This is a genomic window from Photorhabdus sp. RM323S, assembly GCF_042879375.1.
Lineage (GTDB): Bacteria > Pseudomonadota > Gammaproteobacteria > Enterobacterales > Enterobacteriaceae > Photorhabdus > Photorhabdus tasmaniensis.
Genome location: NZ_JBHFKZ010000014.1, coordinates 37,599 through 50,561 on the forward strand (window position 1 = coordinate 37,599; position 12,963 = coordinate 50,561).

Consider the following 12,963-nt stretch of genomic DNA (forward strand, 5'->3'; position numbering starts at 1 on the left):
AAGGGAACCTCACTTGATGACAACAACTTGACAGTTAATGCTTACATTTAAATAATAATCATTATCATTTTCACGAGTTATTGGAAATCATAATGGCAACCCAGAAAGCCATGCCTGAAATTAATAGTTTTGCGCAACAATTTTACTTTGAACATCATGACTGGTTATACAACTGGTTACGCCATAAAGTCTCCTGTCCCTGCCATGCTGAAGATCTGACTCAAGATACATTCCTGAATGTTCTGTCCGGCTCAAATCTGTCAGATATCCGTCAACCACGGCCTTTTCTGGCAACTGTGGCTCGCTGTCTGGTTGCTAACTACTACCGCCGGAAAAAAACGGAAGAACGCTACCTGCAATATATAAACTCCATACCAGAAACGACCATACCTTCGACAGAAAGCAGATTGGTTACATTTGAACAGCTTGAAAAACTGGATATCACTCTTGATAAATTACCCAACCGGGTAAAACAAGCTTTCCTGCTGGCACAACTACAAGGTCTGCATTACAACGAAATCGCTGATAAGCTTCAAATTTCTTCCAGTTCAGTGAAACAGTATCTGCAACAAGCCCATAACAAATGTAAAAAAGTTCAATTTTTCATTTAAAATTCACCAAGCCGTGTTACATTCAAAATTGATTTCTTTATGAAATCATAAATAAATTGAATTATTTCAATTTAACTATAATTGGACATTATGGGGAAAATTATGCGACACGGAATTACCGCTGCAATCCTGCTTTGCTGCTCTGCCGGCGCTTTAGCAACAACACCACAAATCATCGCTCACCGTGCTGGCACAGGTGATGCACCTGAAAATACAGAATATGCAATTTCCAAGTCCTTAGAGAACAAAGCGGATGCCATCTGGATAACCGTTCAGCTTTCAAAAGAGAGTATTCCTGTGCTCTATCGTCCATCAGATCTGAGTAGCTTAACCAACGAAAGTGGGCCTGTTTCTGCCTATAACGCAAGTCAGTTGACCAAATTTGATGCCGGTTACAAATTTGGCTCTGATAGTGATCATCCATTCCGCAATAAAGGGTTAGGTATCCCAACACTGGAACAAGTCTTAAAAAAATACCCAAAGACTTTCTTCTATATTGATCTAAAATCACCAGATGCCGATCCAGCACAACAAGCCAAGGCACTGGAAAAAGTATTAACCGAACAGAAAGCGCTGGCACGTACCCGTTTCTATTCCACTGATGAAAAATACCTTAACGCGTTGCCAAAAATGATTCAGCGCTTTGAAAGCCGTGATAAAACCCGCACCATGCTGGCAAATATTACAATGGCTCACCAATGCGATATTCCTGAAAACACAAACACTGCTCGCTGGTATGGTTTGGAAATGCGCCGCAATGTCGAAATTGTTGAAAAATATACTCTTGGCGAAGCACGTTCCAAATCAGTATTGTTATGGGATAAGGAAGCAATGAAGTGTTTCCGTGCTAAAGGTGGTGCAAACATCATTTTATTTGGCATTAAAACCAAAGCAGATTTCAAACAGGCTAAAGAGCTTGGTGCCGATGGTGTGCTGGTGGATTCTCCCAAGCTGTTCAGTACTTTTAAAACAAAATAAAAATTTGGGGTTCCCAGAAAGAAACGCCTCCAGTAATCATTTTGAAGGAACACTTTCCCCATACAGACAAAATAGAACCCGCAGTTTTCTGCGGGTTTTGGCCGCTGATAAATCTGGTTTAACATTGCCCAAGTTTTTTCTAGCCTTCGGTATTGATACTCAAAAATAGCACCGTCCCTTAAGCATCCAGAATGCCATAAAAAGGTGTTAATACATATGAGGCGCATTTTCCAAGCTCAAGATAAGATTTTTAATAATCAATCGCCAATTTCTTTAAACGTGAGATCAATGTTGTTGGGTTCATTCCCAACAATTTTGCCGCACCGTCATCACCAAAGATTTTCCCTTTGCATTGTTTAACGGCAAGAGAGAGATTTTTAATTTCTAACTCTTTCAGCTGTTGCATAGTCAGCACACCTTCGATTTGTTGAAGTTCATTGTGAATATTCTGATACGTAGTTTCATTTTGCTGTTGATCTTGTTCCAGCAAATATTTAAAGGAAACCGCCCCCTGTTTTGCGGTAATGAGTGCGCGTTCAATGACATTTTGCAGCTCACGGATATTGCCAGGCCAGTCATATTGCTGTAGCACCAAAATATGCTTTTGTGAAAATGGGAGATAATTAATTTTACGCTTGTCACAAATCAACTTAGTAAAGTGTGTCACCAACAGTGGAATATCTTCTTTACGGTCACGTAAGGCCGGTGCATAAATCGGGAATACATTTAAACGGAAATACAGGTCTTCACGAAAGCGTTTGTGTTTAACTTCTTCTTTTAAATTGCGGTTGGTGGCGGCAATAATCCGCACATCCACCTGCCGCGTTTTTTCTTCGCCGACTCGCTCAAAGGTTCCTTCTTGCAATACACGCAGCAGTTTACTTTGTAGCTCTATAGGAATTTCGCCAATTTCATCTAAAAACAGTGTGCCCTGATCTGCCAATTCAAAACGTCCGACACGGTCACGCACAGCCCCAGTAAATGCACCTTTGACATGTCCGAAAAATTCACTTTCAAACAGTTCCGAAGGAATGGCAGCACAGTTGACCCGAATAAGGGGTTGCTGTTTACGGTGACTGGATTGATGAATGGCTCGGGCAATCAGTTCTTTGCCTGTCCCGGATTCACCATAAATCATCACGTTGGCATCAGTTGAGGCGACCACCTCGATTTTTTCAATAATCTGTAAAATGGATGTACTGCTGCCAATAATTTCATGATATTGATTTTCTTGTAAAATCTCCTCTTGCAAATATTCATTTTGCTGTTCCAGGCGGCTTTTTAAATCTTGCAGTTCTTCAAGGGCATGGGTCAGTTGTTTTTCGGTATTCAGCCGATCGGTAATATCACGGAACACCACTACCGCGCCAATAATTTCACTGTGACGAATCACTGGGGTACTGGTAAATTCCACTGGAAAGCAACTGCCATCACGGCGCCAAAAAATTTCCTGAATACCTTCATGTACAATGCCATCATGTACCGCCGCATAAATCGGGCACTCTTCTTCAGGATAGGGGTCACCATTTTCATGGGTATGGTGATGAATTTGATGGATATTGTTACCCAGTGTATCTTCAGGTTGCAATCCCAACATCTTAGCCCCGACAGGGTTAATAAAGGTACATAAGCCTTGTTTGTTGATACTGTAAATACCGTCACCGACTGAACTCAGCAATAAATGCTTGCCTGTGTCGGAGTCAATAAACAGTTCTTGCAAAGTTTGCTGTTCTTTTAAACCTATACGGATGACTTTATCGGCATTTTTATTGAGTTGGCGCAGTTCTAAAGCTTTGACATCCATCAACGACCATATCAGCAAAGTCTTGTTTTTATAGGGCAATGAAATAGAAGTAATATCCAACTGGATTTTTTCACCATTTTTATCCAAGGTATACAGTTCATTGTTCCAAGCCCAACCTTTTGCTAAAGCGCCTTCGGTAAATGCCATAAGGTATGGCAGTTGTCTGAAATGACCAAAAATGGAAGTTACCGTTTTTTGAATAATTTCATGACGTTCATAACGTAATAGTTTAGTAGCACTGATATTTACATCAATAAACCGGTTTTGATGTGGGTCCAGCACAATTAATGCCTGTGACGAGTGTTCAAACACCAACGGGCGAATCGAATCTTCAGAAACGACCCAGTCAGAGATAAAGTCAGTTGTATTCATACTATGAATTTTCATAATTTAAGTTATGGGATTTCATAATACTACGAAAAATCGTAACGTCCCAGCAGTTCAATTTATCTCCACAAAAAAATTTTCATAAACATTAAATGTTATTTTTCAATTTGATAGAAATTAACCTCCGCCCAAAAGTATAACTTGGCACAGCTCTCGCATTAATACAGTCAGACTAGACTACATGTTGGTTCATTCCCAAATAACATTGAACTAGGAGGCTGCTATGCCAAACATTGATATCGAACAATATAAAGATGGCGATTTTCTCGTTGATTATGAAGAAAAAGTGTTTGAGGACGTCAAAGCCCAGCCGGGTGAAAAAGCATTGGTGACTTTCCATACCGTTGCATTTGAAGGATCAATTGGACTGCTCAACGTGTTACAAGCAAAGCGTTTATTACGTAAAGGCTTTGAAACCAAAATCTTGCTTTACGGCCCAGGCGTGCAGTTGGGTGTACAACGCGGTTTTCCAACTTTAGGGGCAGAAGCTTTTCCCGGTCATCTGGCCGTCAATAATCAGTTGAAAGCCTTTATGGCAGAAGGTGGCGAAGTCTATGCCTGCCGTTTTGCGTTGCAAGCGATGTATGGTCAAACCGAAAAAGCGCTTATTCCAGGGATCCGTCCTATTAATCCATTAGATGTGATGGATTTAAAACTGCTGATGCGTCGTGACAATGCCTTAATCATTGATACTTGGACTGTCTAAGTAAATATAAACTATAAGGGGATAAGGTTATGAACAGAATCGTTAAAGCTGCCGCAGTGCAATGTAGTCCAGTGCTTTATAGTCAAGTCGCAACGGTAAAAAAAATCTGTGACATTATTTTAGAGCTTGGAAAACAAAGGGTGCAATTTGCCGTTTTTCCTGAAACCGTCGTGCCTTATTACCCTTATTTTTCCTTCGTACAACCACCATTCGCCATGGGTAAAGAACACTTAAAGCTGTTGAATGAATCGGTGGTTGTCCCTTCCGAAGCAACCTTAGCGATTGGGCAAGCCTGTCTTGAAGCCAGCATGGTAGTGTCGATTGGCATTAATGAACGTGCAGGCAGTACGATTTATAACGCCCAACTGTTATTTGATGCCGATGGTTCAATCATTCAGCATCGCCGCAAAATTACCCCAACTTACCATGAACGAATGGTGTGGGGGCAAGGTGATGGCAGTGGTTTACGTGCCATTAATTCTGCGGTGGGACGTATTGGTTCGCTGGCATGTTGGGAACATTACAACCCGTTGGCACGTTTTTCTTTGATGGCAGATGGTGAGCAAATTCATGCTTCCATGTTTCCTGGTTCGTTGGTAGGGCAAGTGTTTGCCGATCAAATTAACGCAACCATTCAACACCATGCTTTAGAGTCTGGCTGTTTTGTGGTCAATGCCACTGCATGGCTGCATCCCGAACAGCAACAGCAAATTATGCAGGATACTGGCTGTGATATCGGTCCAATTTCCGGCGGATGTTTTACCGCCATTGTTTCTCCCGAAGGCAAGTTCCTGGCTAAACCGATCACGCAAGGTGAAAGTTATTGCATTGCCGATCTGGATTTCAACCTGATTGATAAACGCAAACGCATGATGGATTCGATTGGACATTACAGCCGTCCTGAATTGCTCAGTTTATTGATTGATCGTCGTCCAACACATGTATTACACGAACTGAAAGTTGAACCATCAGATCAAAGTCATCTCGAAAGGCACTCAAAATCCAATGAAGAACATGTCGAAACCATATTGATGTAAACCCAATCGATAGGGGGTAAAGATGTCTGCAATACAACTATTGACCGATTTGCAATGTAATGGTCTGAAATGGGAAGGCAAGTTTGGTTTGTCCCGTAAAGGTGGCGCAGGGCCAAGCGATCATAAAGCGTTGAGCCTTGACGGGCAGACCATGATGATCCCTGTGCTGAACCTTGCAGCACAAGACTCGCCCTATACCGCAAGGCCTGAACCGCACTCCGGCAAGGTGATTGTCTTTAAAAACCGGATCCCGGTGGCGACCTTAACCGCACCTGCTCGACCCCGTTTCTATGATTTAAAAACCGCCGAAGGCATTGCCTATGAACAAATTGCGACCTTACATAGCCATGATGTGTTGGCGACAACGGTGTTACAGCATTGCATTCGTATGAAGGACAAAGCAACTGCATGCCAATTTTGCTCGATTGATCAGTCGTTAAAAGAGGGTCGAACCTTAATCCGTAAACGCCCGGAACAATTGGCGGAGGTCGCGAAAGCCGCCGTTGAACTGGATGGTGTCAAGCAAATGGTGATCACCACAGGCACGCCAAATACGGCAGATCGTGGGGCAAAAATTTTATATGACTCAGTTAAAGCGATTAAAGCACAAGTCAATTTGCCAATACAGGTACAGTGCGAACCACCGGATGATTTTGCCTGGTTTCAACGTTTAAAAGAGGCAGGAGCTGTGTCGATTGGGATGCACCTTGAGGCAGTGAGCGAGCGTGTACGGCAGAAAATTATGCCGGGTAAAGCCGAAGTCTCGTTGGAGAAATATTTTGCGGCATTTGAAGCAGCCGTTGCCGTATTCGGTCGGGGACAGGTCAGTACCTACATTTTGGCCGGTTTGGGCGACACTGAACAGGAAATCGTGGAGATGACCGCCAAACTGACTGAAATGGGGGTGTATCCATTTGTAGTGCCGTTTGTACCGATTCAAGGTACGCCATTAGAGCATCATCCTAAACCTGATCACGCTTTTATGCAGTCGCTTTATCCGAAAATTGGACAGCAACTTAAACAACAGGGTCTGAACTCGGAAAATACTCAAGCAGGCTGCGCCAAATGTGGCGCTTGCTCTTCGCTGAAAGCGTATGAGTAAGGAGAATGTGATATGAAACTTTCTCACTATCCTTGGCTGCTTGATCTGAATGAAGCGCTGAAACCATTTATTAGCGATGATATTGCCATCAAAATTGTGTCGGAAGATTGGGAGCGTCGCCAATATTATCGTTTGCGTGAAGTCACCTTTCGCGATGAACAGAAAATCTTGCAAGAAGATCGCGACGAGCACGATGTTAAAGCATTAGGCATTGTTGCCATTGGGAAAATGTTTGGTGAGCATGACCGTGTGATTGGTGCAGTGCGGATTTTCCCTGATGGCGAACAGACGTGGTATGGCGGGCGTTTATGCGTAGAACCTTCATATCGACGTCACCATATCATTGGTAAAGCATTAATCAATACCGCAGTATCAACCGCCAAAAACCTGGGATGCCGTACTTTTTTAGCCACCGTGCAAAGTCAAAATGAACGCTATTTCCAAAGGTTATGTTGGGATAGCTTGCGTCAGTTGACCATTGCCAGCATTCCACATGTGCTGATGCAGGCACAGATTGAAAACTATCCGTTACAGCATATCCCGATGCAAGCCTATATGCTAAAGGAGACCCGATGATGGCACTCAATCAACTACTCGAAATGTTAAAACAGACACCCGCTATGCAGTCCAAACAGGCGATTGCTCACACGGTTTCAGTCAATACAACTTGCCATATGGATTCATTGGATAACTTATATGCCTGTCCCGGAGATGATACGGCGGCACTACCGCTAAATGGTCAATATGTATTGCACGCCTGTGAAGGAATGCTACCCAGTTTTGTGACCCATCATCCTTATTTTGCCGGATGGTCAGCGGTGATGGCGAATATCAGTGATATTGCCGCAATGGGTGGCCGGGCATTGTCGGTGGTAAATAGTTTTTGGCATACCAGTAGCGAACATACCCGATTGTTAATGCAAGGTATGCAGGATGCTTGTCGTGCTTATGGTGTGCCATTGGTCGGTGGACATACCCATCTTGACGTCGTTTATCAGCCCACTTTATCCGTTGCGATTCAAGGCATAGCGCGAAAATTGCTCTCGGTGCTGCATGTCAAACCACAACAAAAAATTCTGATTGCGTTAAATCTGCGGGGGCAATTCCACGCCAATACCACTTATTGGAAATGCTTTGAACGGGTGCCTGACCGCATTTTACAGTCACAAATTGCCTTGTTGCCGCAATTGGCAGAGGCAAATCTGGCTCATGCCGCCCGTGATATTAGCAATGCCGGTATTTTAGGCAGTTTGTTGATGCTGCTCGAAGCGACAGCATCGGGGGCGCATATCAACTTAGATGCCATTCCTAAACCTGATGATGTGGACTGGTTTAAATGGCTGCAAATTTTCCCCAGTTTTGGTTTTTTACTGACAGCCGATGCAAATGAATGTGAAGAAATTATCGGGCTGTTTCACCGGCAGGGCATTGCCTGCGCGGTGATTGGTGAAACCAATGTCAGTGGTGCGGTTGCAGTGCAGCAGCAACAGCAACAGCAACAGCAACAGCAGTACGACATATTTTGGGATTTTAACAACCAAATGTTTACCGGTTTTTGTTATGCCGATGTTTTAACCAAGTTACAGGCTCAATTCGTACAGATTGAGGCTAAAAGTCAGCAGGAGTCTATGTTATGCCCAGTGTGAATTTTACTGTGAAATGGCCTGATGGGGAGCTGATTCAATATTACTCACCTTCAACGGTGATTTATGAATATCTGTCCATTGGTCAGCATTACCCAAGTACGCAGTTCTTGCATCAGGTTGAAAATGGCCTGAATGCCGCATCGGAAAGGGTGCAGGTACGTTATGGCTTTGCCTGTAGTTCAGCCATGGACACTCTGGCAATGATCAAACGCCAAGCCCAATTCTTCGGGTTAAGTCCGGAAGATCAAATTGAAATTATTGAAATGACTAATCAATGAGAGGGGTGTCCCATGTTAAATATCCAAAATCAAATGTTACAGCCAGATTATGATGTGGTGATTATTGGTGGTGGTCAGGCAGGTTTATCTATCAGCCATTATTTGCAAAAAGCCGGCATTGACCACGTGATATTAGAAAAAGAATCCGAGTTGACCCCTAGCTGGCGCCGTAAACGTTGGGACAATTTTACCTTGGTGACACCGAACTGGCAGTGTCTACTGCCTGAACATCCTTATCAGGGAAAAGACCCTGACGGTTTTATGACAAAGCCTGAGATTGAGGCATATCTTGATGAGTTTATTGAAAAAATCAACCCTCCTGCCATTTTAAATATTCAGGTAGAGCAGGTGAAAAAAGTGGCGGCACATGAGTTTGTCATTAAAACCAATCAGGGTACAACCACCGCCAAACAGCTTGTCGTTGCAGCAGGTGGGTATCACACCCCGATTTATCCAAAACTCAGCGATGCCTTGCCTAAGCAGGTGAAAGTGATGCATTCGGAAGAGTATTTAAATGCAGATCAACTGCCTGAAGGTGCGGTGTTGGTGGTTGGGTCAGGGCAGTCCGGTGCACAGATTGCCGAAGATTTACATCTGGCAGGCAAAAAAGTCTATTTATCGACAGGCAATGCACCACGTTGTGCCCGATTCTATCGCGGTAAAGATGTAGTGAAATGGCTGTTTGATATGGGTTATTACGAAACTACGGTCAACAATCATCGTTATAGTGAAGAAGTACGTAACAGCACCAACCACTATGTCACCGGGCGTGATGGTGGGCGTGATATTGACCTGCGCAAATTTGCCTTAGAAGGTATGCAACTGTTCGGATATTTTGATGACTTTAAAGAGGGTCAATTCTGGTTTAGTCCAAATTTATCAGAAAACCTGGGCAGTGCCGATGCCACTTATAATCGCATTAATGCCTCGATTGATGAGTATTTAGAGAAAAACAATATTGCAACCGATGAACCTGCATCGGTGTATCAACCTGTTTGGCAGCCTGAACAGGAAATCACCCACATTGATTTAGCAAAAGAAAATATTACTTCCGTGATTTGGTGTATTGGTTTTAGACCAGATTATTCATGGCTTGATCTAGATATTTTTCAAGCCAATGGTTATCCAAAACATGACCGTGGTATTACCATCGATCCGGATGTCACGTTTATTGGTTTGCCGTGGTTATATACATGGGGCTCCGGGCGTTTTATGGGGATTGATCAGGATGCCGCCTATGTGGTGCAGCATATTGAGCAACAAATAAGTCAGCAAAATATAGATATGTTATCTACTTTAATTAAAGGTGCTAAATCTGAAATCAAAGATGAAAGAATATCTCAAATGTGAAATTTCTCACTTCGCCTGACAAAATATTTTTAAACTCTTATTTTTTCAATAAGAGTCTGATAAGGCGTTTTACTTTTCAAACCATCATATGGTCTGTAGTCATTGTAAAATGCCTTCCATTCAACCAATTTGAATAGTGTATTTTAAACCTAAATACTTATAAGAGAGTTTTTTTAGATACTTCTGGCATAGGCGTTATTGAAAATATTTTACCGACAATAGCAAGTTTCAGTTTTCTTTTCAGCGAATTTTACGTTTCATAAAACACAATTTCATTCTTAGCAACGAAATAGGGAAACAAAAAATTAAATGCCAAATAAAAAACCAACGCTTTGTCAGTCAGTGTGATTTTGAAATCTGGAAAAAAGCAAGACCGCCATTAATCAAAATCATTGTTGCAAAAACGGGGATAACCATAGATTTTATGCTCTCAAAAAACGTCGATGTTATACTGACATTGGCGCTGTGTTATTTTTATCTGTGGATGGAAGGGATATCCAGTGTGGCAGAGGCCAAAATGGTGGATGGACCCGGCTTAATGGGGCAAAATGGATACAGCATTTTTCATAATGAAAAAACAAGCCACATTCAAAATAATAGGGTTTGTCAGCGGTCTGGATGCATTGAATTATCACATAAAAATCAATAAATTAAGCTGATATTTCGATAGGATTCTGTATTTGACTCTCGACCATATTTTGTATGATTGCATACAGGTCTACATCTGTTTGCGGTGCATGGATAGAAATGATAAGGCTATAATTTGCCACGGAATCATAACGCTCAAGCGCACCTCGCGTTCTCCACCACCCCTGCGCAGGATAGACCGCCAGATACCCGCAGTTAGCCAGTTCTGCCGCGGTTCCTCGCCAAATATCTTGATGTAATGAGCCTTTGTGTCTCTGTGTTGCTCCCAATAACCAATTATCATCGTTGCCTGTAGCACCATAATCATTATCATCCGAATCAGCAGCCGCATTGATTCTGGTGGTAAATTCGTCTAACGACTCCATTTGTCGTTTCACAGCAAACCGAAGGCGATGTGATGGATAATGATACTTCGAAGCTCCCCCGCGTTCTGATGGATTGGGTTCAATGAAGTAAGAGAGCGTAACACGCATTTCAACCTCTGTATTTTGCAACACCTGTAGTTGCTCTTGCGGCCAAGGCAAAGTGTGTAAGTTTAAGTCGCGCGTTTTAATTCCCTTGTTAGTTTTTCGATAGGGTTGCAAGCTGTCTTCTGCAATAAGCGTTAAGCTGTTTTTTACGCTCCACAGTGCTCTTTCAATATTGGGTGCGCCCCAGCCACAGTGGCGGACAAGCAATGCGTAGCCTTTTTTTGTGCGTGCTGGGTACATCTCCAACATCGCTGGTGTCCATTGTGCAGAATGAGTAATCAGCGCACGAATTGTTTCCGGGCGTAGGGAAGGATATTGAGCCATCAATTGCGCTGCCATACGGGCGCAAAGGGCAGAAGCCGCACTAGTCGCGTTTGTTGTCCAGAAAAGGCGATGTTGTGGAGAAGCGTTTGTAGTTAGTAGCTCTAAACTTGCGAAGTTATCGACAATTTCTGTGTTTGATGCCGCATTCCCACCTTCGAATACGACGTCTGGTTTGTACGGCCAAACCCTGTCCCATTGAATAGATGTCGTTGTAAAAGGGCTTAATGCTCCTTGGCCGGCGACAGAGGAAAAGTCATCAACATCATCTTCGCTGATGTCAATTTTATTAGTAAATGCGCCTACGGTAATTGCATTCCAGGCTTGCCCCGGGTCATGGATTTGGTTTAATGAAAGGCTGTCAGGATATGTTGCCCAGTGATCTCTATCGCATATGTTTCCAGCCGAAAGCACGAAAAGACGGGGGAATGCGTTACCTGACAGAGCATCAGCAGCAAGGGAATCAACTATGGATGACCAAGCGGAAGGACGACCAAAATCACGATAGTCAGTAGCAGTAACGGCAGAGCTGAAGACGCGTCTTCGTTGACCAAATAAAATTTCAGGTCGGGCTACCGCAGCGCTAAACAAGTAAGCATGCTGTTTCGCATCTCCTGCGTTAGCGCCCTGACTTGGCGTGAGTTTTACTGACTCAAGACGATGACGAATATCGATTATGGTATTGGATGTTAACGTTTCAAACAGGTCACCATAAACAGCTATACCGGCTAAACCCGTACCGTGATTAGCCGTATCATTTATACCCCAAGCATCATTAACCGTATGCACATCTCGCTGATGTAATACAGGAGCAAGCATTGGATGCCCGCGATTTACTCCTGAATCGAGTAAACAAACATAGGGTACATTATCGTCTTCCGATGGAGTCTGTAGTCGTTCAAGCGCATCATCAGACCAAAGCCGTTGCTCCGTGATTGAAGAACCGACAAAGAATTCTGAGGTATCTTTCGCTCGTCTTAATTCTGCTACGCAATTTAGAATCAATTCTGCACGGGAAAATTGTCTTTGAGAGCAAAACATCCATGTAATGGTTCGTTCAGGAAAAGGAACTTGATGTTCACTAATACGACATTCAGCGAGATGGCTTAACTTACGAAAATCTGCAACAACGGCATCTCTGTTGCCTCTGACAGGAAGCCAAACCTCCCACCAAAACGCTTCATCTAAATCAGTAGGAAGAAGATCAAGATCATCGGTCCATAATGACCTTATTCCGGCAAGCCGTATCGAAGAAATAGTGTTTATTAGCGCTTTGTGATCGGCAGCTTGACCATCGGTTCGACACTTTTTTTTCAAATAATCCTGAACATAATTCTCAAAGTGCTTAATTTTACCGTCAGGAATAAATACGTTGGCAGAGATAACCGCCTCTTCTTCGTGAATACTAAGTACTTCAATATGTCTGTCTTTATTCCTACCTTTTTCGCTGCTAAGACTTTCAAACGCAAGGGCTACGTCGGGCTGACCAACAAACTCAACCTGTAAGCCAATACCACTTCTGAGTTTTAACTGGATATGCTGATTTCGCGATTTGGCTGCAATGGCTTTTAACTGCTGTAATTGTGCATTTAGAGCTTGTCCATGCTCCCTACGCTCCCGCTCTG

The 12,963-nt window shown here is 43.1% G+C and carries 11 protein-coding genes; 9 read left to right on the forward strand and 2 right to left on the reverse strand.

Going from position 1 to position 12,963, the window contains the following annotated elements; genetic code table 11:
• Positions 1-92 precede the first annotated feature (92 nt).
• Positions 93-611: a sigma-70 family RNA polymerase sigma factor gene (locus ACGF7G_RS08620; RefSeq protein ID WP_387464761.1), complete on the forward strand. Its 519-nt coding sequence runs from the start codon at positions 93-95 to the stop codon at positions 609-611.
• Positions 612-713: 102 nt separating this feature from the next.
• Positions 714-1,589 (forward strand): glycerophosphodiester phosphodiesterase family protein, encoded by an 876-nt coding sequence (locus ACGF7G_RS08625; RefSeq protein ID WP_387464762.1) that lies wholly within the window; start codon positions 714-716, stop codon positions 1,587-1,589.
• Positions 1,590-1,839: 250 nt separating this feature from the next.
• Here ACGF7G_RS08625 and ACGF7G_RS08630 read toward each other — a convergent pair whose 3' ends face one another.
• Positions 1,840-3,765 (reverse strand): sigma 54-interacting transcriptional regulator, encoded by a 1,926-nt coding sequence (locus ACGF7G_RS08630; protein WP_387464764.1) that lies wholly within the window; start codon positions 3,763-3,765, stop codon positions 1,840-1,842.
• A 238-nt stretch (positions 3,766-4,003) separates the two neighbouring features.
• Between ACGF7G_RS08630 and ACGF7G_RS08635 the strand changes: the two genes are divergently transcribed.
• Genes ACGF7G_RS08635 through ACGF7G_RS08665 form a run of 7 tightly spaced genes read left to right on the forward strand, consistent with a single transcriptional unit; the run spans position 4,004 to position 9,899 of the window.
• On the forward strand, positions 4,004-4,486 hold the full coding sequence (locus tag ACGF7G_RS08635; RefSeq protein WP_021326334.1) for an MSMEG_0572/Sll0783 family nitrogen starvation response protein: 483 nt from the start codon (positions 4,004-4,006) through the stop codon (positions 4,484-4,486).
• 29 nt (positions 4,487-4,515) lie between these two features.
• Positions 4,516-5,523, forward strand: coding sequence for a Nit6803 family nitrilase (locus tag ACGF7G_RS08640; protein WP_387464766.1), 1,008 nt, complete (start codon positions 4,516-4,518; stop codon positions 5,521-5,523).
• A 22-nt stretch (positions 5,524-5,545) separates the two neighbouring features.
• Positions 5,546-6,625: an MSMEG_0568 family radical SAM protein gene (locus ACGF7G_RS08645; protein ID WP_387464768.1), complete on the forward strand. Its 1,080-nt coding sequence runs from the start codon at positions 5,546-5,548 to the stop codon at positions 6,623-6,625.
• Positions 6,626-6,637: 12 nt separating this feature from the next.
• Positions 6,638-7,201 carry an MSMEG_0567/Sll0786 family nitrogen starvation N-acetyltransferase gene (locus ACGF7G_RS08650; RefSeq protein ID WP_387464770.1) on the forward strand — a complete coding sequence of 188 codons (564 nt, stop codon included), beginning with the start codon at positions 6,638-6,640 and terminating at the stop codon, positions 7,199-7,201.
• Positions 7,198-8,271, forward strand: coding sequence for a sll0787 family AIR synthase-like protein (locus ACGF7G_RS08655; protein ID WP_387464772.1), 1,074 nt, complete (start codon positions 7,198-7,200; stop codon positions 8,269-8,271). The genes ACGF7G_RS08650 and ACGF7G_RS08655 overlap by 4 nt, the downstream gene beginning before the upstream one ends.
• Positions 8,259-8,549 (forward strand): MSMEG_0570 family nitrogen starvation response protein, encoded by a 291-nt coding sequence (locus tag ACGF7G_RS08660; RefSeq protein WP_133815288.1) that lies wholly within the window; start codon positions 8,259-8,261, stop codon positions 8,547-8,549. Before ACGF7G_RS08655 ends, ACGF7G_RS08660 begins: the two co-directional genes overlap by 13 nt.
• Before the next feature lie 12 nt (positions 8,550-8,561).
• Positions 8,562-9,899, forward strand: a complete 1,338-nt coding sequence (locus ACGF7G_RS08665; protein WP_387464775.1) for an MSMEG_0569 family flavin-dependent oxidoreductase — start codon at positions 8,562-8,564, stop codon at positions 9,897-9,899.
• A gap of 650 nt (positions 9,900-10,549) precedes the next feature.
• On the opposite strand, the gene ACGF7G_RS08670 is transcribed toward ACGF7G_RS08665, so the two are convergent.
• On the reverse strand, positions 10,550-12,655 hold the full coding sequence (locus tag ACGF7G_RS08670) for a S8 family peptidase (protein WP_387464776.1): 2,106 nt from the start codon (positions 12,653-12,655) through the stop codon (positions 10,550-10,552).
• Positions 12,656-12,963: the final 308 nt, after the last annotated feature.